This window comes from Achromobacter sp. (assembly GCF_032102605.1).
Lineage (GTDB): Bacteria > Pseudomonadota > Gammaproteobacteria > Burkholderiales > Burkholderiaceae_B > Achromobacter.
The window spans coordinates 13,626-35,164 of the sequence record NZ_DAMDGT010000001.1 but is presented as its reverse complement, the minus strand read 5'-3'; the positions used below and the strand labels follow the sequence as shown (position 1 = coordinate 35,164).

At 63.7% G+C, this 21,539-nt stretch carries 16 protein-coding genes and 1 pseudogene; 9 read left to right on the top strand and 8 right to left on the bottom strand.

Annotated features, from left to right (window positions below; translation table 11 throughout):
- The 3 genes from RT614_RS00145 to RT614_RS00135 form a co-directional block, all read left to right on the top strand.
- The coding region (locus tag RT614_RS00145; RefSeq protein ID WP_313619422.1) for an Ig-like domain-containing protein at positions 1 to 3,444 on the top strand (3,444 nt) is incomplete at its 5' end.
- A gap of 112 nt (positions 3,445 to 3,556) precedes the next feature.
- Positions 3,557 to 4,240 (top strand): transglutaminase-like cysteine peptidase, encoded by a 684-nt coding sequence (locus RT614_RS00140; RefSeq protein WP_313619421.1) that lies wholly within the window; start codon positions 3,557 to 3,559, stop codon positions 4,238 to 4,240.
- Positions 4,241 to 4,257: 17 nt separating this feature from the next.
- Entirely contained in the window at positions 4,258 to 6,219 is a 1,962-nt protein-coding gene (locus RT614_RS00135) for a LapD/MoxY N-terminal periplasmic domain-containing protein (protein ID WP_313619419.1), read from the top strand.
- A gap of 25 nt (positions 6,220 to 6,244) precedes the next feature.
- Here RT614_RS00135 and RT614_RS00130 read toward each other — a convergent pair whose 3' ends face one another.
- The 3 genes from RT614_RS00130 to RT614_RS00120 are packed head-to-tail and all read right to left on the bottom strand — an operon-like array spanning position 6,245 to position 9,611.
- Positions 6,245 to 7,084, bottom strand: coding sequence for a M48 family metallopeptidase (locus RT614_RS00130; protein WP_313619417.1), 840 nt, complete (start codon positions 7,082 to 7,084; stop codon positions 6,245 to 6,247).
- A 37-nt stretch (positions 7,085 to 7,121) separates the two neighbouring features.
- Positions 7,122 to 8,192: a chorismate synthase gene (gene aroC, locus RT614_RS00125; protein WP_313619416.1), complete on the bottom strand. Its 1,071-nt coding sequence runs from the start codon at positions 8,190 to 8,192 to the stop codon at positions 7,122 to 7,124.
- A gap of 36 nt (positions 8,193 to 8,228) precedes the next feature.
- On the bottom strand, positions 8,229 to 9,611 hold the full coding sequence (locus RT614_RS00120; protein ID WP_313619414.1) for a GGDEF domain-containing phosphodiesterase: 1,383 nt from the start codon (positions 9,609 to 9,611) through the stop codon (positions 8,229 to 8,231).
- Between the two features lie 529 nt (positions 9,612 to 10,140).
- Here RT614_RS00120 and RT614_RS00115 point away from each other — a divergent pair.
- Together RT614_RS00115 and RT614_RS00110 are read left to right on the top strand one after the other, a co-directional pair.
- Positions 10,141 to 12,111 carry an EAL domain-containing protein gene (locus RT614_RS00115; RefSeq protein WP_313619413.1) on the top strand — a complete coding sequence of 657 codons (1,971 nt, stop codon included), beginning with the start codon at positions 10,141 to 10,143 and terminating at the stop codon, positions 12,109 to 12,111.
- A gap of 107 nt (positions 12,112 to 12,218) precedes the next feature.
- A complete protein-coding gene (locus RT614_RS00110) occupies positions 12,219 to 13,628 on the top strand; it encodes a HAMP domain-containing sensor histidine kinase (protein ID WP_313619412.1) in 1,410 nt (469 codons plus the stop codon).
- Positions 13,629 to 13,653: 25 nt separating this feature from the next.
- Here RT614_RS00110 and RT614_RS00105 read toward each other — a convergent pair whose 3' ends face one another.
- The 3 genes from RT614_RS00105 to RT614_RS00095 all read right to left on the bottom strand — a co-directional run bounded on the left by RT614_RS00105 (position 13,654) and on the right by RT614_RS00095 (position 16,443).
- Entirely contained in the window at positions 13,654 to 14,373 is a 720-nt protein-coding gene (locus RT614_RS00105; RefSeq protein ID WP_043518814.1) for a response regulator transcription factor, read from the bottom strand.
- Positions 14,374 to 14,587: 214 nt separating this feature from the next.
- On the bottom strand, positions 14,588 to 16,075 hold the full coding sequence (locus RT614_RS00100) for a protein adenylyltransferase SelO family protein (RefSeq protein ID WP_313620614.1): 1,488 nt from the start codon (positions 16,073 to 16,075) through the stop codon (positions 14,588 to 14,590).
- Complete coding sequence (locus RT614_RS00095) at positions 16,072 to 16,443, bottom strand: DUF2069 domain-containing protein (protein WP_313619410.1); 372 nt, start codon at positions 16,441 to 16,443, stop codon at positions 16,072 to 16,074. The genes RT614_RS00100 and RT614_RS00095 overlap by 4 nt, the downstream gene beginning before the upstream one ends.
- 17 nt (positions 16,444 to 16,460) lie before the next feature.
- On the opposite strand from RT614_RS00095, the gene RT614_RS00090 reads away from it, so the two are divergent.
- Complete coding sequence (locus tag RT614_RS00090) at positions 16,461 to 17,777, top strand: YihY family inner membrane protein (RefSeq protein WP_313619409.1); 1,317 nt, start codon at positions 16,461 to 16,463, stop codon at positions 17,775 to 17,777.
- 38 nt (positions 17,778 to 17,815) lie between these two features.
- Complete coding sequence (locus RT614_RS00085; protein ID WP_313619407.1) at positions 17,816 to 18,274, top strand: CBS domain-containing protein; 459 nt, start codon at positions 17,816 to 17,818, stop codon at positions 18,272 to 18,274.
- Between the two features lie 45 nt (positions 18,275 to 18,319).
- Here RT614_RS00085 and dusA read toward each other — a convergent pair whose 3' ends face one another.
- The gene (gene dusA, locus RT614_RS00080) at positions 18,320 to 19,300 is read right to left on the bottom strand and encodes a tRNA dihydrouridine(20/20a) synthase DusA (protein ID WP_313620612.1); all 981 of its coding nucleotides are present in this window, start codon (positions 19,298 to 19,300) and stop codon (positions 18,320 to 18,322) included.
- Between the two features lie 217 nt (positions 19,301 to 19,517).
- Between dusA and RT614_RS00075 the strand changes: the two genes are divergently transcribed.
- Both RT614_RS00075 and RT614_RS00070 read left to right on the top strand, forming a co-directional pair.
- A complete protein-coding gene (locus tag RT614_RS00075) occupies positions 19,518 to 20,486 on the top strand; it encodes a homoserine kinase (RefSeq protein WP_313619406.1) in 969 nt (322 codons plus the stop codon).
- Between the two features lie 62 nt (positions 20,487 to 20,548).
- Positions 20,549 to 21,352 (top strand): BPSS1780 family membrane protein, encoded by an 804-nt coding sequence (locus RT614_RS00070; protein ID WP_313619405.1) that lies wholly within the window; start codon positions 20,549 to 20,551, stop codon positions 21,350 to 21,352.
- Between the two features lie 6 nt (positions 21,353 to 21,358).
- On the opposite strand, the pseudogene RT614_RS29040 reads toward RT614_RS00070, so the two are convergent.
- Positions 21,359 to 21,523: pseudogene (locus RT614_RS29040) on the bottom strand (DUF192 domain-containing protein); the annotation flags it as partial.
- Positions 21,524 to 21,539: the final 16 nt, after the last annotated feature.

Genomic DNA, 21,539 nt, shown 5'->3' with positions numbered 1-21,539 from the left:
GGCCAGACCCTGACCGAAACCATCCGCTACACCATCACCGACGCGGACGGCGACATCAGCGAAGCCGTGCTGACCATCACCATCAACGGCCAGACCGACGGTCCGCCGGTGGTCATCCCCGTCGACACCGACGGCGACGTCACCAGCGCCCACAACAGCGTGGTCGAAGGTTCGGGCGCGACGGTCAACGGTTCGGTCGGCGTGTCTGCCGAAGCCGGCATCACCGCCGTCACCGTCGCCGGTCGCGACGTGACCGGCGCCAGCGCCTCGAACCCGGTCGTCATCACCACCGACAAGGGCGTCCTGACCGTCACCGGCTACAACGCCGCCACCGGCGTCATCTCGTACTCGTACAAGGAAACCGGCGGCGCCGACGACCACTCGGCCGGCGACAACTCGGTCCGTGACAACTTCACCGTCAGCGTCACCGACGCCGCCGGCAAGACCACCAGCAACGACCTGGTCATCCAGATCATCGACACCGCACCGGTCGCCAACGACGACACGGCTTCGGTGACCGAAGACACCACCACGCCGATCACCGGCAGCGTGCTGACCAACGACACGCTGGGCGCGGACGCCAGCACCGTGGCCATCACCACGGGCGACGCCAAGTACGGCAAGCTCGTGGACAACGGCGACGGCACCTGGTCCTATCAGCTGGACAACAGCCTGAAGGCGGTCCAGGAACTGAACAACGGCCAGACCCTGACCGAAACCATCCGCTACACCATCACCGACGCGGACGGCGACAAGAGCGAAGCCGTGCTGACGATCACGATCACCGGCTCCAACGACGCCCCGGTCCTTCAGGCTCACACCAAGGAGATCCTGGAAGACCAGACCGCAACCGGCAATGTGGTGACGGGCGCAACGGACGCGGAGCACAACACGCTGACCGTCACCGGCTTCACGGTCAATGGCACGACGTATAACGCCGGCCAGACCGCGACCATCGCAGGCGTCGGCACGATCGTGATCAACGCCAACGGCGGCTACACCTTCACGCCCGACGCCAACTGGAACGGGGACGTCCCCCAGGTCAAGTACACCGTCAGCGACGGCACGGACTCGACCACGTCCACGCTCGATATTGACGTTCTGCCCGTGAACGACGCGCCGGTATCGCAAGACGGCTCGGGCCATGTCACGGAAGGCAAGGACTACACCTTCGACGCCGACGATTTCGCGTTCTCCGACCCGGTCGAAGGTCACATCCTGCAGTCCGTGATCATCGACTCCCTGCCGACCGGCGGCACCCTGCTCCTGAACGGCCACGCGGTCACCCAGGGCCAGGAAATCAGCGCGGCGGATCTGCAAGGCGGCAAGCTGGTGTTCCGGCCTGACACATCGAACGTGGGCGAAAACGCCGGTGCGTCCTTCGAATTCCGCGTCAAGGATTCGGGCGGCACCGCCAACGGCGGCCAGAACACGTCCGAACAGCAGACGTTCGAGCTGCACGTGGATCAGTTTGTCGGCGGAAACAACACGAACGACACGATCAAGGGCGGTTCGGGCAACGACGTGTTGCTGGGCGACCTGGGCGGCATGGTGAAGAACGTAACCCCGGGCACCAGCTACAACATTGCCCTGGTGTTGGATTTGTCGGACTCGATGAACGATAAGTGGGGCAAAGGCAGCGCCGAAGAATCTCGATTGGCAACTGCGAAAAAAGCACTACGCTCGCTGCTGGAAGGTCTGGCCGATCACGATGGCACGATCAATATCTCCTTGATCACATTTAAAGGTACTTCCAGCGCACTGCAGATTTCGATTTCCGACCTTGATGATGGCAATATCGGTCAGATCGTCAACAAGATCCTGGGCTTGACCGCCAGCGGAAATACTCCGTACGGCGCGGCGTTTAATGAAGCTACGGATTGGTTTGGCGAGCAGCCCCAGGTCGACGCCTATGGCAAACCATACGAAAATCTGACGTTCTTCCTGACGGACGGGGAACCCACAGATAACTCCTCGAACAGAGACAAGGCGTTCGACAAACTAGCCGCAGTGAGTCAGGTTCACGGCATCGGTATCGGCGACGGCGTGTCCGTGTCCACGTTGGATAAATATGACAATACGGGCGGGCACTACACGAGCGGGGAAACGACACACGCAAATTTCGAGGGCGATCAAGGCTTAAACGGCCTGAATGGCTGGGTAAAGTCTGGCACCGGCACAATAGACAAATACGATGCGGGTTTCTTGTGGTTCAACGACTACAAGTTGCGCATCACCGATACGAATGCGAATGGTCAGGCCGTCACGGCGACAATGGCCGAATCGCAAAAGATGGTTGTCACGGCTGCGAAAGGCGCTTCATTCGCGTTCACTGCCACATTGGGCAACCAAAATTCCGGCGATACCTTTGAATGGCGCCTGCTCAAGAAGGTTGGCTCGGAATGGACGGTCGTTGAAAGAGGCAATCAGACTGACACGAGGACCGGGATCCATGGCCCGGGCGAATACCGGTTTGAATTTGCGGTCAACGACAACAGTGGAGGGCGCAACTTCTACGTCGACATTGACAACATCCGGTCATACACGTCGGGCTACATCGGTGAGTCTCAGGTGGTACGAAACCCGTCGGACTTGGAATCGGCTCTGGTCGGCGGAAGCACCTCCACAGAACTCGCTCCTGTCGGCAACGACAAGATCTTCGGCGGCGACGGATCGGACATCCTGTTCGGCGACGCGATCAACTCGGACTACCTGCCGTGGGGCGTCAACGGCAATCCCGCCAAGCCGGCCGATTTGGCCGAAGGTTCCGGCCTGGACGGACTGAAGCAATTCCTGTTGCTCAAGAACGGCGTTCAGCCGACGGATGCCGATCTGCACAAGTTCATCTCGGACAACCATGGTTTGTTCGACGTGCAATCCGACACGCGTGGCGGGAACGACGAGCTGCATGGCGGTTCGGGCAACGACATCCTCTACGGCCAGGGCGGCGACGACTTCCTGTACGGCGATGACGGCAACGACATCCTGTACGGCGGCACGGGCAAGGACACGTTGCATGGCGGCGCCGGCAACGACATCCTGATCGGCGGCAAGGGCGACGACATCCTGATCGGCGGTGAAGGCAGCGATACGTTCAAGTGGGAATTTGGCGATCAAGGCACCACGGCAGCGCCCGCGGTGGACGTGATCAAGAACTTCTCGACCGCATCAGTCGCCAATGGCGGAGACGTGCTGGATCTGCAGGACATGCTGCAAGGCGAAAAGGATGGAACGCTGAGCCAGTACCTGCACTTCTCGAAGGATCCCGCCAACAGCGCCAACACGGTCATCGAAATCAGCACCGCCGGCAAGATCGGCCAAGGCGCTGACCAGAAGATCATCCTGGAGAACGTCGACCTGACGAACGGCGGCAAGCTTGCAACGGATCAGGCCATCATCAACGACCTGTTGCAGAAGGGAAAGCTGAACGTCGATCACAACTAAGCATCGACCTTGCAGGGAAAGGCCGGGATCGGCCTTTCCCTGCCTGCCCTGCAGGACACATTTTTTAAAAGGGCGCATCTAAGACGCCCCAAAAAATGTGAAAATCCGTTTCATGCCATCGACCCGCCGTCACCGAAGCGCGCTGAATCTGTGCCGACTGGCGTTGCTGTGCCTGGCTTGCGGCTGGGGTGGCAGTTCGGCCCTGGAAGTCAACTACGACCGGCTGCAGACCCTCTCGGCCAGCCGTTACGGCGCCAAGGGCTCCAAATCGGTCGCAAACTGGCTGCAACTGCTGCGCAGTCCTGCGCCGGGCACCGACAAAGACCGTCTGACACAAGCCAACGATTTCTGGAACCGCGCCCTGCTCTCCGGCGAGGACTCCATCATCTGGAAGCAGGCCGACTACTGGGCCACGCCGCTGGAGTCGCTGGGCAAGGGCGCCGGCGATTGCGAAGACTATGTCATCGGCAAGTATTTCACCCTGCTATCGATGGGCGTGCCAGCCAACAAGCTGCGCTTCATCTACGTGCGCGCCCGCATCGGCGGCGCGGCCAGCAGCAGCCAGGTGGCCCACATGGTGCTGGGCTATTACGAAACCCCGAACGCCGTCCCGCTGGTGCTGGACAGCCTCATCTCAACCATCCTGCCGGCCACGCAGCGGCGTGACCTGACGCCGGTGTTCAGCTTCAACGCCGACGGCGTCTACGTCGACGGCAAGGCCGCCGCGCCTGTTGACCGCCTCAGCCGTTGGCGCGACCTACTTCAACGCATGGAACGGGAAGGCATCCGCCCCTGATGTCCGGAAACAAGACTATGTCCATACTTCGTCAGCTACTGCTCAGTGTGACCCTCGCCATCAGCGTTATCTTGCTGGGGACGCTGGCGCTCAGCGTCAATTCGGCGCGCGAGTACCTGTCGGGGCAGTTGCAGGTGCAGAGCACCGATGCAGCCGTGTCCCTGGCCCTGTCCTTGTCGCAGCCTGCGAACAACGATCCGGTCGTGCAGGAATTGCTGGTGTCGGCGCTGTACGACGGCGGGCATTTTTCGCTGGTGCGGCTGACGGACCCCGAGGGCAAGGTTCTTATCGAACGCAAATCGACGGCTACCGCGGCCTCGGTGCCTGCCTGGTTCCAGGCCATGGCGCCTCTTGAAGCGCAGGCGGCCACCCACGCGGTCAGCGACGGCTGGCGGCAGATCGGCGAAGTCACCCTGGTCGCCAATGACGCCTATGCGTGGGAAGCCTTGTGGCGCAGCAGCCTTAAGATGATCGCCCTGGTCGTGGGCGCCGGCATCCTGTGGGCGGTATTCGCCTTCGTGCTGGTGGGATGGATCAAGAATCGCCTGCTGCGCGAGATCAGCGACCATGTCCGCGGTATCGGCCGCGATTCCCCTGCCGGTCAGGTCGAGGCCCGTGTTCCGGAACTGTCCGGCGTGGTGCAAGCCTTGAACCAGACGCGCGAACGCATTCACGCCAGCGTCGAAGAACAGAACGCCAAGATCGAATCCCTGGAGCTTGAACTGAACCAGGATCCGGTGACGGGCCTGCCCAACCGCAAGTACTTCGTCAACGAATTCCGCCGCGCGCTGGAAAGCCGGTCTGCGGCGGGAACCCCCCGGATCGATGGCGGCCATGTCCTGGTGTTCCGTCAGCGCGACCTGGCCGACCTGAACCGCCACATGCCGCGCGAGTTCATCGACCAATGGCTGCGCGCGGCGTGCGAACGCATCCAGGGCACGCTGAAGCGCATGCACGTGGCCACGCCCATGCTGGCCCGCTTGAACGGATCGGACTTCGCCCTGCTTCTGCCGGGCTGCGCCGCGCCGCAGGCCATGATGATCGCGGAACAGGTGCGGGCCGACCTCCATGCCTCCCGCATCCCGGTTGGCGAAGGCCATCTGTGCCGCTGGGCGCAGGCCATGACCGACTACAGCCACGGCGGCCAGGCCGGCGCGGTGCTGGCGCGGCTGGACTTCGGCCTGATGCGCGCGGAAAGCGCCGGCAACGACCAGGTCGTGATCGCGGGCGCCACCGACATGCAATCCCCTTCGGAAGCCGGCGAACGCGCCTGGAAGGACGCCATCCAGGACGCGCTGGAAGGACAGCATTTCGAACTGGCGACCGAACCGCTGCTGGCGCTGGACGGTCGCGTCGTGCGGACCGAAGCGATGTTGATGCTGCGCACGGCGCCGGACCAGGAGCCGATTCCCGCCACGCTGTTCATCCCGCCGGCCGTGCGGCTGGACCTGGTGGCGGACTGCGACCTGGAATCCGTGCGGCTGGGCCTGGACTGGCTTGCCAGCCACGAAGGCGAGCTCGCCGTGCGCGTGGCGCTTCCTTCGCTGCGGGGCCAGAAGTTCCTGCGCCAGTTGGCCCTGCTGCTGACCGAACACCGGCCCCTGGCCCGCCGCCTGTTCCTGGAAATCGACGCCCACGGCCTGGTGGAAGCCCACGAGCAGATCACCGCCCTGGCGCGCGTCGTCACGGAATTCGGCGCGCACATCGGCGTGCGCAGGCTGGCGCAGCAGTTCGGCGCCGTCGCGCAGCTGCACACGCTGCCCTTGTCCTACGTGAAGCTGGGCGGCGGGTTCGTGGGGGGAATGTCGCAAAGCCCCGGCAGCCAGCAATTGACGGGCTCGGTGCTGGAGACGGCCAGGGCGCTGGGAATCGCAGTCTATGCGGAAGACGTGCCGGACGCCGAGACGCAGCGCATCCTGGCCGGCCTGGGCATCGGCATCATGCGGGGTCAGGGCGTGAAAACGACAAGCGGGGCGTAGGCCGCCCCGCCGTTGCCGCGCGCGTTCAGCGCGCGGCCTGTCCCTTCGATTGCTCGTACAGCGGCATCACCTTCTGCGCGGCGGATTGCAGATCGCTGATCCGCGACGCGGCCGAGGGGTGCGTCGACAGGATTTCGGGCGGCGCGCTGCCCTGGCTGGCCGAGCCCATCTTCTGCCACAAGGTCACTGCGGCGCGCGGGTCGTAACCCGCCCGTGCCGCCAGTTCCACACCCATGCGGTCAGCCTCGGTCTCGTGTGTGCGGCTGTTGGGCAGCGTGAACATCACGCTGGTCAACTCACCGCCCAGGTCCGACGCGACAGAAGACCCGGTGGCGATGGACAGCACCGACAAGCCCAGGTTGGTAGCCATTTGCTGCGACACGCGTTCGCGCGCGTGTTCCCGCAATGCGTGGGAAATCTCGTGGCCCAGCACCGCAGCCAGCTCGTCGTCCGTGGGATTGATCTTCGAGATCAGTCCCGTATAGACGGCGATCTTGCCGCCCGGCATGCACCAGGCGTTGATTTCATCGCTGGACAGCACGTGCACTTCCCATTTCCAGCCCGCCGCGTCGGGGCGGAACACGCCCGCCTGCGCAATCAGCCGCTGGGAGATGTCGCGCACCCGTGCAAGTTGCTTGGCGTCGCGATCCAGCTGGCCCTTGGCCTGGGCCTGCTTCAGGATGTCGGCGTACTGCTGGGTCGCCTCTTGTTCCAGCGCCTGTGAAGGCACCATGCTGGACATATATTGGGTGCGGTCGACGCCCACGGCGCCCGACTGCGTGGTGTTCATGCCGGTGCAGCCAGCCAGAACGGCCAGCGACAGCACGGCTCCGGCATTGCGCAGAAAATGACGCTTCTGTTTCATGTCGGCCTCCAAGCCATTTCAACAGCGGGAAATCGTATCAGACGGGCGCCGCGCCGCACTGGCCGCGGTGACGCAGCGCGTGGTCGATCAGCACGAGCGCCAGCATGGCTTCGGCGATCGGCGTCGCGCGTATGCCGACGCACGGGTCATGTCGGCCCAGCGTCTGCACCATTACCGGTTCGTTGGCGCGGTTGACCGAGCGGCGTTCGACGCGGATGCTGGAAGTGGGCTTGATCGCCAGCGACACCGTGATCGGCTGGCCGGTGGAAATGCCGCCCAGCACGCCGCCGGCGTGGTTGGTCAGGAAGCCGTCGGGCGTGATTTCGTCGCCATGTTCGGAACCCCGCTGCGCGACGCAATCGAACCCGGCGCCAATGGATACGCCCTTGACCGCGTTCAAGCCCATCATCACGTGCGCGATGTCGGCATCGAGTCGGTCGTAGATGGGTTCGCCCCATCCCGCCGGCAGGTTTTCAGCGACGACTTCGATGCGCGCGCCCACCGAATCCCCGTCCCGGCGCAACTGGTCCATATAGGCTTCCAGTTCGGGAACGACGCCGGCGTTGGGCGCATAGAAGGGATTGTTGGGCACCTCGTCCCAGGATTCGAAAGGAATCGCAATGGGGCCCAGCTGGCTCATGTAGCCGCGCACCGTCACACCGTATTGCTCGGACAGCCATTTCTTGGCGATTGCGCCAGCCGCCACGGTGGGCGCCGTCAGGCGCGCCGATGACCGGCCGCCACCCCGCGGGTCGCGCACGCCGAACTTGCGCCAATAGGCGTAATCGGCGTGACCGGGGCGGAAGGTGTCGGCGATGTTGGAATAATCTTTGCTGCGCGCATCGGTGTTGCGGATCAACAGACCGATGGGCGTGCCGGTGGTGACGCCTTCGTACACACCCGACAGGATCTCGACCTGGTCCGCCTCTTGGCGCTGGGTCACGTGGCGAGAGGTTCCCGGACGGCGGCGATCCAGTTCGAACTGGATGTCGGAGGCGTCCAGCGCCATTCCGGGCGGACAGCCGTCCACGACGCAACCGATGGCCGGCCCGTGGGATTCGCCGAAATTGGTGACGGTAAAGAGGGTACCTAGGGTATTGCCGGGCATAGGGAGTCAACAGGTCGGGTTTGCAAGCAACCCCGATTATGACACCGCCGAGGCCAATGCCTGGATTTCGGCGGCCGGCGCCGGCCGCCCCAGCAGGAAGCCCTGCATCACGCGACATCCGAGGGACTTCAGGATCTCGCGCTGCCCTTCCGTTTCGACGCCCTCGGCCACCACCGGCAGATGCATGGCCTGGCACAGCCCGAACAGTGCGGAAACGACCTCGCGGCTGCCCGCGTCGGATTCGAGCGCCGAAATGAAGCTGCGGTCGATCTTGACCCAGTCAATCGGCAGGTGGCGCAGGTGATTCAGGCTGGAGTAGCCACAGCCGAAATCGTCCAATGCCACCCCGATTCCCATGTCGCGCAGCGTGTTCAAGATTTTCACGTGCCGTTCGTAGTGCAGGATGAAAATCGACTCCGTGATCTCCAGGACCAGCTTGCGGGGCGACAGGCGCGTGGAAGCCAGCACGTCGGATACAAGCTGGACCAGCCCGTCCTCGTTCATCTGCTTGACGGAAAGATTCACGTGCACCCGCCAAGCCGAGGGCCACAGGGCCGCTTGCGAGCACGCCCGCTCGAGAATCCACGCGCCCAGGGGCACGATGAGCCCGCTGCGCTCGGCCAGTTCGATCGTCACGGCCGGAGACACACTGCCCAGCACGGGATGGTGCCAGCGGAGCAACGCTTCGCATCCCTGCACCATGCCGCTGCCGCTGTCGCAGACAGGCTGGTAATAGAGCTCGAACTGCTCCATGGCCGGCGTCGTCAACGCCAGCCTCAAATCGTTTTCAAGGCCCTGCTGGTCGCGCTGGCGCGCCAAAAGCCGGAAATCGAACAGATTCCAGCCGGGACCGCCCCGCTCTTTCAGCGGAACCAGGGCAACCTGCACGCAACGCTGAAGTTCCTCGACGCTGCGGCCATGCGCCGGATACAGGGCGGCGCCGATCCGGAAAACGGCAATCAGGGGACGCCCCCCCAGTTCGTAGGGCGCGCTCAGGTCATCCAGCAGTTTGGCCGAGACTTGTGCGGCCCCCTCTTCGTCCACGCTGGGCACACAGAGCGTGAACGAATCGGTGCCGGTACGCGCCGCCATGCCGCCCAAGGTGCGGGCAATGAGGCCAAGCCGGTCTGCCACCTGCACCAGCAGCGCCTGATCCTCGCCCGCGCGCAGCATGGCGCTGACCTGCGCATAGTGTTCAAAGCTGACCAGAAAGAAGGCGCCTCGGCGCGTGGTGCCCTGGGGCTTGCCGAGCCACGCGCGCACGCGACGATGCAGCTCCTGCTGGCTGAGGAGCCCGGTCAATTCGTCACGCGACAGCCGACGGCGAAGCGTCCGCTCCCTGCGTACAAAAAGCAGACTTAACGCTGCAAGTGCGCCCGCGAGCGTCAGGCACAGTGCGAGCAGGTAACTCTCACGCACGGAGCCCCCTATCCATACGCCCCAGGCGTTGCGGCCCGACCACGGGCCCTGGGGCTGTAACATATTTTAAATTATGCATTGTTTTCGCAAAAAAAAGCCACATTTCGGAGGCAACGCGCCCCTCTTCCTGACTTCCTTCGGCTCGAAAATCGCTCGCTGCGGGTCATGACGGCTCCTGGATGGCCCCTGGCCGGTCCTGTTCGCCATGCCTCGCCCACATCTACGACACCGGAACCCCAAAAATTAATACGCAGTGTCTCAATAGTTCTCAGACGCCAAATATCACGAACGAAATAATTGCACAGCTTGTCCGATATCGAGGAGGATTTCGTAATATTCTGTGCGTTCTGTGACAGTGCGCATTACAGTGTAAGCGCCGTCGTCCAAGGTCTTGGTAACGTGTGTCACGTTTCTTATCCAGGTTTTAATCCCAGTCGGTCCCACCGCCGCCTGGCGTTTCCCTTGAAACGGGAATCGAACGCCTCACGGCGCGGGCAACCGCGCAAGCCCAGGAAGGAACCCGCAGTACATGCCCACACTACGCCGGCTACTTTTATGCTCAGCCCTGCTGATCGGCATCATCCTGCTTGGCGCACAGGCGCTGGGGATGTTGGCGGCTCACCGCTATCTGAATGCGCAACTGGCGCAGCAGAGCGAGGCCGGCGCCAACGCGCTGGCATGGGCGCTGTCGCACAGCTCGGGCAGTGCACAAGAGCAGGCGGCGCTGGCCGATGAATTGTTCGGGCAAAGCCTTTACGCCCTGGTGAACATCACGAACGAAGGAAGCGCGGCCAGCGTGGAGCGGCGCGCGCGCGTGCCGGCTACGGGGCGCGAGAAGGACTGGCGCAGCGCCTGGCTCAACATCGAGGCCCCTGTGGTCACCCGCCCCTTCACCAGCCTGGATGGCCGCAACAGAGGCACGCTTACCGTGCAGGCCGATGCGCGCCTGGCCCGCGACACCCTGTGGCAAGGCGGCATGCGGGTCTTGGGTTTGGTGCTGGCCGCCGCCGCGTTCTGGGCGCTCTTCGCGGCGAATCTCGTGCGTTGGATAGAAGCCCGCACCTCCCGCGACATCTGCGACCGCGTCCGCGCGCTGGCTACCGGCGCCGAACCGAAACCGACCGGCTCCTGCGAAGTGGCGGGAGTCGACCAAGCCCTGGTCGACGCCCAGCGGCTGGTGGCCGCCACGGTGCAGGAGCAGAACGCCAGGATCGAATCGCTGCAAAGCGAGATCTACCGGGATCCCGTCAGCCGTCTGTCCAATCGCAAGCATTTCGTCGATCAATTCAGGCTGGCCCTGACCGACAAGTCCGCCGAGGCAGGCGGTCACCTGCTGATGATCCGCCAGCGCGATCTGGCCCAGATCAACCGGCATTTGTCGCGCGCCTTCACGGACCAGTGGCTGCGTTCCTCGTCCGACAGGCTGCGCAGACTGGTAGAGGAATTCGGCGGTCCGGGCACGCTGATTGCCCGGATCAGCGGGTCGGATTTTGCCCTGCTGCTGCCCCGGTCGTCGGCTCCGCAAGCCAGCCTGCTGGCCGAGCGCGTTCGGCGCGAACTGCGTTCCCTGCGCGTCCCGATGGACAAGTATGGGTGGTGCCGATGGGCGCTGGCCATGGCGGCTTTCGCACCCGGCGACAACATGAGCGACATCCTGGCGCGGCTTGACCATGCCCTGATGTGCGCCGAAAGCGCCGACGACGATCAGATCACGCCTGCCAGCCAGGCCGCTGACAGCACGCGCATCGGCGAATACAGCTGGCACGACGCGCTTGTCACCGCCCTGGAGCAGCACCGTTTTTCGCTATCGGCCCAGCCGCTGCACGATCTTTCGGGAGCGCTGCTGCACCACGAGGCCAGCCTGACCCTGCACGACGTGTCGGGCAGCGACCCGGTGCCCGCCTCGATCTTCATGCCGCCCGCGGTGCGCCTGGGCCTGTCGGCCGAATGCGACATCCAGGCGATCCGCCTGGGGCTGGACTGGCTGTTCACCCATGAAGGCGCGCTGACGGTGCCGGTGTCGCTGGCCACGCTTGCACAAGGGTCTTTCTTTTCGCGCCTCGAGCGCATGCTCGCCGACCGCCCCTCCCTGACGCTGCGGCTTATCCTGGAGGTCGACGCGGCAGGTCTGGTGGAACAAGGCGCCGACGTGCGCCAGCTCTGCGACATCGTCACGGGCGCGGGCGCGCGCGTGGGCGTATCCCGCCTGTCGCAGCAGTTTGGCGCCATGGAACACCTGCACGAATTTCCCGTGTCGTACGTCACGCTCTGCGGCAGCTTCATCACGAGGCTGCTTCACAGTCCGGGAAGCCAGCATCTGCTCGCCACAGTCGTCGCCACCGCCATGACACTGGACATGGCGGTCTACGCGGCTGACGTGCCCGACACAGCCACGCAGTTCGTGCTGGAAGAAACTGGCGTCCGCGCCATACGCGGGGCTGTCGTAAACTTCGCCCACGCGCACGACCTCGTGCATGATCACCAATGGGTTCCTAGTTGACGGAAGGATTGTTTCTTCGCACCCGCTGGCGTTTCCGCCACTCGCGCGCTTCGCGTGCCGGTTTCATGCGGCATCGAGCCTGGCCGGGAATCGGGCTGCTGATTTGCATGCTGTTCTGGCCCTGGCCAGCGCTGGCCTATGGACTGCACGCAGATTCCGAAAACCTGCAATCCGGCCTGACCGCCGGTCTGGCCATCGCCTGCGCACTGGCCTGCGGTGTGGCGTGGGCGCACACCCGCAACGCGATGTACGCGGCCGGCGTGGCCTTCGCGCTCATTGAAGGCCTGTTTCGATCCCTGCCCGCGCTGATGCCGCCGGGCGCGCTGCAGGCCGCCTCCTTTGCAGCCTTGCTGGCGCTGACCGCCCCATTGCTGCAGGAATCCCGGGCCACGCTTGCCACCATCTGCCGCTGGATAAGCGCTGCGTTGGCCGGCATTGCAGCACTGGCGCTGATCTTTGTGTACGAAACCGAATCCGGTCTGCTGCCCGCCTCGATTGCCGGCGTTTGCGCGGTCCTCAGCCTGCCGCTGACGGTTTGGTTCCTGATGGCGGCCATCCGGCGGCCTTCCAACCGTGTTGCGTTCGTGGCGCTGGCGCTCGCATATGCCGCCTCGGCCTGGGTCCTGGGGCACGACGCCTGGAACGCGGGCGGCGCCGACGGCGCTGGCGGCGTCGAATTACTGCGCCTGATGCTGGTCTCGGGCATGCTTCTTTGGCTGGCGCTGGCCTCTCCCGCAGTCGTCCCTCCCGCCAATGGCACCGGATCCGGATCCGATGCCGAGCATCTGGCCCAGGGAGAATTGCGGCTGGCGGAGCTTGCCGGCGCCCTGGACACCCAAAGACAGATGAACGCGCTGATCTCGCACGAGCTGCGGGCGCCGCTGGCCACCATCAGCGCAGCGGCCCAGTCGCTGGACATGATTCTTTCCGACAGCGGTGAAACCGTCGATACCCGGTTGGCGCGCATACACAGGTCAGTCGCGCGAATGACCGAATTGATGGACCAGTTGCTGAACCAGGACCGGCTGGAAGAGCAGGCGTGGAGCCCGCGCGGCGAACAGACCGACATGGCCGAACTGGTGCGCGACGTGGTGACCGCCATGCGGCCCGATACGGCGCATGCGCTGGTGCTCGAAGCCCGCGCCCCCCTGCCCGTCTTTTGCGACCGGCCCCTGACCAGCGTCGTGGTCCGCAATCTCATCCACAACGCCATCAAATATTCGCCCGCCAATGAGCCGGTGCGGATCGAAACGGGTCAAACGCGCATGGGCGACACCACGATGACGTGGGCCGCGGTCGTTGATCGCGGGCCCGGCATCGGCGAAGAAGAACAAGCCCGCATCTTCGAACCGCGCTTCCGCCGGCCGGCGCATCGGGAAACGCAGGGGATGGGAATCGGGTTGTATTTGGCTAGGCGCATCTGCCAGAGCCAGGGTGGCTCGCTGACGATGCAAAGCAAAGTGGGCGTGGGGACGCGCTTCGTCGTGACCCTGCCCACCAGCGGACCGGCGGCATAGCCGCCGCTTTTCGCGCGACCAGAGGTCAGGCCGCGAACACGTATCCCTGGCCGCGCACCGACAGCACCGGCAACTTGAGACCCGCGCTTTGCGCCTTGGCGCGCAAACGGCTCACCAGCACGTCAATGCGCCGCAGTTCGAACCCGCCCGGGCTGTCGGGCAGGAACAATTCCGCCAACGCCTGGCGGCTTACCGCACTGCCGGCCGCGTCCATCAGGGCCACCAGGAAGGTCCGTTCCTGAGCGCTGAGATGCAGCGAGGCGCCATCAGGCGCAACCAATATCCAGCCGCCATCCTGCAAGGACCAATTGGTATCCGCCGACGCGCGCGTTTCGGCATCCGCGGGCCGCGGCGCCTTGGCCAGACGCATCCGCCGCGCCAGGCTGCGGATGACCGAACTGAGTTCAAGCAGGTCGACGGGCTTGGTCATGTAGACGTCGGCGCCGCCTTCAAGACCACGGACGCGGTCTTCGAGAGCGCTGCGGCCGGTCAGCATCACAATGCCCACTGGGCTCAGGGCACGCAGACGGGTGGCAACGGAAAAACCGTCTTCGCCGGGAAGATGGGCATCCAATATGACGATGTCGCACGGCTGTTCCTGCAGCCGGCGATAAAACGCCACTGCATTGTCGCAGGCGAAGGCCACGCGAAAACCGTAGCCGCCCAGGCCTAGCGCCAACTCCTCGCGGAAATCGGCATCGTCCTCAAGCAGGCCAATACATAGCAAACCATCTGCGCCAGGCATATTCAGGGTGCTTTTCTTGAAATTGTCGACAAATACCCCTGGAGACCCACTCGCACAAAAAAGGCCCCGGAGCCGGCAATCTTACGACTTTTACAATGGAAACGAATGATTGCAGTGAAAAAAACGGCCACATTTCACGTTTTTTTCATGGTTTTTTTCTTAAACCGGTTTCTGGGGCAGGTTAATCCGGCCTGCCTTGCGCGAAAAACGGGGGTCAAGAGGAACAACTGACTTCAATACCGCTCGCCCAATCCGGCGGCAATCCCGCATAGCGCTCGAACCCGTCCTGCGCCTCATATGGGTCGCGCAACAGTCTCATCAGCGTATCGATTTCGCTGGCATCGCCCATTTTCGCGGCCTTGATTGCCTGTTCCGCCAAATGGTTGCGCAAGACGTATAGCGGATTGACGCGATTCATGGCGGTGGCGGCTTCCAGCGCGGGGCGGCCGTCCTGGACATGACGGGCCAACAGGCGGTCAAGCCAGGCGGCGGCAGCCGCGCGGTCGATGAAAAGATCCTCGAAAGCGCTGCGGCGCCCCTGCAAAGCATCGGCCAACCGTCGCCATGTCAGGGTGAAATCGGCCTGGTTGGCGTCCATCAGTTTGAGCAGGTCGTCCAGTAAAGGTTCATCGTCCGGGGTCCAAGCCATCAAACCAAGCTTGGCGGCCATCTTGTCATGGAAGGCGCGCGTGAATATGGCCTCGAATTCGTCCAGCACAGCGCGCAAGGCATCCGCATCCTGCACCAGCATATGCAGGCTGCCGCCCAGACGATACAGATTCCAGAGCGCAACGGACGGCTGGCGATTCCAGGAATATCGCCCTTCGGAATCGGAATGGTTGCAGACATGTCCCAGCCGGAATCCATCCATGAATCCATACGGACCATAATCCAGCGTCAATCCCAGGATGGACATATTGTCCGTATTCATGACTCCGTGGCAAAACCCCACCGCTTGCCAATCCGCCATCAGCAAGGCCGTGCGCCGCGTCACCATCCGCAGCAGATTCACATAAGGGGCAGTGTCGGACGAAGACTCCCCGTCGGCCGCATCGCGGCATTCTGGGTAGTATCGGTCGATTACATAATCGGCCAGCGCTTTAAGAAGTTCAGGCTGGCGCCGCGACGACCAGTGTTCGAACGAACCGAATCTGACGAAGCTTGGCGACATCCGGGTCACGATGGCCGCGGTCTCTACCGTTTCGCGCATGACCGGGTCATCGGACACCACCAGCGCCAGCGCCCGCGTCGTCGGCACACCCAGTCCGTGCATGGCCTCGCTGGCCAGATATTCGCGCACAGAGGAACGCAACACCGCACGGCCGTCGCCCATGCGGGAATACGGCGTCATGCCTGAGCCCTTCAGCTGCAGCTCCCATGCCCCTTCGGGGCCCTGCACTTCTCCAAGAAGGTGGGCGCGTCCGTCGCCCAACTGCCCCGCCCAGACACCGAACTGATGCCCGCTATAGACGGCGGCCAGAGTATCCCCGCCGGGCAAAGGCTGCCTTCCTGAAAACACGTCCAAAAATTCGGGCGTGGACAAGGCCGAGGCATCCAGGCCGATCAGCGCCGCCGCATCGGCATTGGCGTGCAATAACCGGGGGTTGTTCAACCCTTGGGCCGCCAACCGGGTATAAAAGGCGGCAGGCAGCGCTGCAAACGAGTTGACGGTGTGAAGCTCGGTCAAGGAACGGACATTCATGCGCGTTGGCTCCGGGCGGCCCGTTTGGCGGGTCGCACATACAAAATGGCGCTGATGAAGAAGGTGGCAGATAACAGGATTTCGCCCCATGCCATCAGGACGGACATCGGCGACGGATCAGACATGGCGCGCACCACGCCTTCCATCAGATACAGCAGCGACAGCATGGCAGCCCATTGATAAGTATAGAGATTGCCACGCACGATGCCCCGCAGCGGAAATGCCAGCGGCAGGGCTTTCAGCAGCATCCAGGACCCTCCGGGCCGCACCGGCGCCACCACCGTTTCCCAGGCGATGCAAAGGAGGATCAAGGCAAACAGGGAAACCGAGGCCAACAGGCGCAAGCGGGGGTTGAGTTCAGGGTTCATACTGCTATTATCGCCTGATGGATCGCCCTGCCGAGCCCGCCGCCGCCAAGCCGGCGGTCACCGAAAAATCGACCTCGCGCACTTCCAGGGTCGCGAGGGCCGCACGCGTATTTCGTTTCGTCGGGCAACGCGCCAACGAAGAAAAACTGCTCCAGGTTGCGTCCAGCCTCACCTTCACCACCGTCCTGGCGATCGTGCCCATGCTGGCGGTGGTGTTGTCGCTATTCACGGCATTCCCCGTTTTCCAGGAATTCCGGGTCGCCCTTGAAGATTTCCTGACCAACAGCCTGATGCCGCCGTCCGTATCGGACAACATCATGGACTACCTGAACCAGTTTGCGCGCCAGGCCTCGCGCCTGACCGCCATTGGTGGCGGATTTCTGCTGATCACGTCGCTGCTGCTCATCATGACGATCGACCAGGCCTTCAATGACATCTGGCGCGTATCGCGGCAGCGCCCCCTGCCGCAGCGGGCGCTCGTGTACTGGGCCATCATCACGCTGGGCCCTGTCCTGGCCGGCGCGAGCCTGTGGGCAACGTCCTTCGTGGCCCGGGAATCACTGGGCCTGGTCAAAGACGTGCCCGAGGTCCTCAGCGTGGCCGTTTCGTTCATCCCGCTCATCCTCACGGGCCTGGGATTTGCCGCACTGTTCGTCGTGGTCCCGAACCGCGATGTCCTGTGGCGCGACGCGCTGATCGGGGGCTGCGTCACCGCCATCGTGCTGGAAATCATGAAGTCGGCATTTGCCTACTATCTGACGCGCTTCCCCACCTACACCGTCATCTACGGCGCGTTCGCCACCCTGCCCATCTTCCTGCTCTGGATCTACCTGTCCTGGCTGGCGGTGCTGCTCGGCGCCACGCTGGCGTCCAGCGCGCCTCTCATCAGGCTGGGCCGCTGGCAGATCAACCGCTATGCGGGCGCGTCGTTTGTCGACGCACTGGACGCCCTGCGAGCGCTGCGCAAGGCGCAGTTGTCCACGCCAGGCGGCCTGCCGGCAAACGAGCTGGCCGCCCAATTGCGATTGCACCAGGACGAGCTCAATGAAGTACTGGAATCGCTGAGCGCGATGGGGCTTGCAACACGCAGTCCCGAAGACAACTGGATGCTTACCTGCGACGCGCGGGAAACGTCCCTTGCGCCAGTCGTGGACCGATTTCTGCTCGACCGCAGTCGCCCCCGCGTGCGCAACGATCCCGAGATTTTGCGCGTCGCGTCGTTTGTGAATGCGCCGCAAGACACGCCAACGCTGGAAGAACTCTGCGGAGAAGCGCAAAATACCGGAAATGGCGTCGCTCCCGTGCTGCTGCAGCTGGAAGCGCACAAGAAATAGCAAAGCAATTCGGGCGTAAAGCGCCCCAGGAGATACCGATGTTGAAGGTCAGCGAGATTTTGCGCGTCAAGGGCGACACGCTCTATACGGCGTCGCCGGACATGCCTGTGTCCCAGGCCGTGCAAACCATGAGCGAACAGGACATAGGCTCACTGGTGATCATGGAATTCGGCACCCTTACCGGCATGCTCACGTTCCGCGAAATCATCCGCCACATGCACGCTCATGGCGGCGCCGGCGAAACCACCATCCGCTCGATCATGGACGACGCGCCGGTCAGCGTGTCGCCCAACACCAGCGCGGACGAAGTGCAGCGCCTGATGCTGGAAAAACACGCGCGCTACATTCCCGTCATGGACGGCCCGACCCTGATGGGCGTGATTTCGTTCTACGACATGGCGCAAGCCATCGTGGCGGCCCAGCAATTCGAAAACAACATGCTGAAGGCCTACATCCGGGACTGGCCCGCCGAGAACGCCGAACCCGCTCAAACCTAGGCCTGTCCTGGCGCGCGCGGCCGCTGCCGCGCCGCCCTTCATCCCTTAGATCCCGGCCGGCGCCGCCTCATGTGCGGCGTCGCGCGCCCCTGGCGCATGGCGCTGGCTGCGCCACGCGTCATAGATCAATTCGGGGTTGTTCGCGGCCAGCAAGGCCGGGTCGGACAACATCCGTCGCCACCGGCGCGCCCCGGACTGGCCATTTACCAGCCCCAGCATCGGACGGGTCATCACCCGTAGCGGCACACCCTTTGCAACCTGCCGGGCGGCATATTCGGTCATGGCATCCACGACCTGTGCGTCGCTGGGCAGCCGCACCGACGGCCACAATTGCAGGGACACCTCGGACAGCACGCGCGGCGTATGCCATGCGGCGCGACCCAGCATCACGCCATCAAACGTTTCGGCGGCGCGCACGGACTGCCCCGCGTCGCCAAGCCCGCCGTTCAGCACAAATGTGCAATCGGGAAAATCGCGCTTCAGCTGCGTAACCACGTCATAGCGCAGCGGCGGGATTTCGCGATTGTCCTTGGGAGACAAGCCCTTCAGCACCGCATTGCGGGCGTGGGCAATGAAAATGCGGCAGCCGGTGTCATAGATCTTGCCCACGAAATCCCGCACGAATTCATAGGACTCGTCATAGTCCAGCCCCAGGCGGTGCTTCACGGTAACGGGAATGTCCACGGCGTCCTGCATGGCTTTCACGCAGTCCGCCACCAGCGCCGGTTCCGCCATCAGGCAGGCGCCAAAAGCGCCTTTTTGCACGCGCTCCGAAGGACAACCGCAATTCAGGTTGATTTCGTCGTAGCCCCACTGACGGCCCAGCTTGGCGGAATGCGCCAGGGCGTCGGGCTCGCTGCCGCCAAGCTGCAAGGCCACGGGATGCTCGGCTTCATCGAAGTCCAGGTGGCGCGCAACATTGCCGTGCAGCAGCGCGCCCGTGGTAATCATTTCCGTGTACAGGCGAGCGCGCGGGGCCAGCAGCCGGTGAAAGTATCGGCAGTGGCGATCGGTGACGTCGATCATCGGGGCGACGCAAAGCCGCCAATCGGGGGAGTCCAAGAATAGCTCTACAAAACAAGGGGATGCGGTATTTTACGGTGCTTGGCGACATTCTGCCCGGAGCGCCTGTTCAGCCAGCGGGACCAATGCCTCGGGACGGGCCCCTTATGTGGTCTAAAATTGCCGCGCCGCTGCCGTCCAGGCATGTCCGCGCGTCCGTTAACCCTCACTTCGAACTTCCATGGCCGTATTCACCCCCGTTTCCGACGACGACGCGCGCGCCCTCCTGGCGCATTTCGATCTGGGCGAGCTTGTCTCGCTGCGAGGAATCACGGCGGGCATCGAAAACACGAACTATTTCCTGTACACGACCCGCGGCGAGTACGTCCTGACGCTGTTCGAGGTGCTGACCCAGGCCCAACTGCCGTTCTACATCGAGTTGATGTATCACCTGGCGGAACGGGGCATCCCGGTGCCCCAGCCTCAGACGCTGCGCGACGGCACTCGTATCACCACACTGCACGGCAAACCTTGCGCCATTGTCTCGCGGCTGCCGGGCGGCTACGAACCGGCCCCCGGCCCCGCCCATTGCGCCCTGGCCGGCGCCACCCTTGCCCGCGCCCACGTGGCGGCGCAGGACTTCCCCATCCGCCAGCCCAATCTGCGTGGCCTTTCCTGGTGGCTGGAGACGGCCCCGAAGGTCATGCCGTTCCTGGATTCGACCCAGGCTGAACTGCTTACGTCGGAATTGGCCGCACAACAGGCGGCCACCGCCACACCGGCATGGCAGTCCCTGCAATCGGGCCCGGCTCACTGCGACCTCTTCCGTGACAACGTCCTGTTCGCCGGCACTTTCGAGGATCCGCTCATGGGCGGCATCATCGACTTTTATTTCGCTGGCTGCGACACCTGGCTGTTCGACGTGGCCGTCAGCGTCAACGACTGGTGCATTGAACGCGACACTGGTGAATTTGTCCCGGAACTCGTGCAATCCTGGCTCAGCGCCTATGCGGCCATGCGCCCCTTCACAGACGCGGAACGCGAAGTCTGGCCGCTGATGCTGCGGGCGGCCGCCCTGCGGTTCTGGCTGTCCCGCCTTTACGACTTTTTCCTGCCCCGGCCGGCCCAGACCCTCAAGCCGCACGACCCGCGCCACTTCGAAAGAGTGTTGCAAGCGCGCCACCGCTCGGCCCTGCCAATATTGCCCTAATTGCTACGCCCCCCATAATGGGAACAGCGCCCCTAATCCGAGACAACTCCATTTAGAGAGCCATGCAAGCAGCATTTCTTCCCGCGACGTCCGGCTGGCTTTGGGTCCGAGACGGTTTCCGGCTGTTCCGCAAGCAGCCCCTGGCCATGTTCACGTGGGCCATGGCGATCAGCCTCCTGGTCGTTTTCGCTACCGCGACCCCGCCCGTCGGTCCGATGTTGGTCGTGGCGCTGATGCCCATCATCACGCTGATGACTCTGTCCGCGTGCAAGCATGTAGAGGCCGATCGCGTCATGTTGCCGTCCATGTGGGGCAAGCCGCTCAAGCAACCGGGCGTTTTCCGCAAGCTGTTCTTGATGGGCGTGTTGTACGCCGCACTGTGCATGGTGACGGGCCTGCTCATCTTCCTGCCATTTTCCGAATCGATCATGGAAGGCATGCGCATCGCGTCGGTCGAGAAAAGCATGGAGCCCGTCCTGTCGGCCATGGCCCTGCCGCTCATGCTGTTCGCGATCTCGTATGTCGTGATTGCGGCCCTGTTCTGGCATGCGCCGGTGCTGGTCGCCTGGCATGGCCTGCGGCTGACTCAAGCCCTCTTTTTCTCCGGCATCGCCTGCTGGCGCAACAAGCTGCCCTTCCTGGTTTATGGCGCCTGCTGGATCATGGTGTTCCTGTTCATCGACCTATGCGCCGGGCTGCTCGTCGCCATCGGACTGTCCCCCCAGTTGGCGGGCACTCTGCAGATTCCGTTCAATATTGCCGCGGGCGGCGTACTGTACTGCAGCTTCTACCCGGCCTATACCTCCGTGTTCGGCATCAATAACGCCAGCGCGCATCTCGACAACGGCGACAGCGCGCAGGCATAGCGCCACCCGCCATGGCGCCATTTCCCGGCGTAGCGCCATGACCCGCCCGTCGCGCCCGACGAACGCCACGTCAATGGCGTATCGCATGCCAAAGGTATGCACCGAAGCGCATGGCCGCAACAAGATCCCCGTCCGCGGCCCTGGCGGCGCCCGCCCGAGCAGGCCGCGCATCCGGCCTTGCCACGTG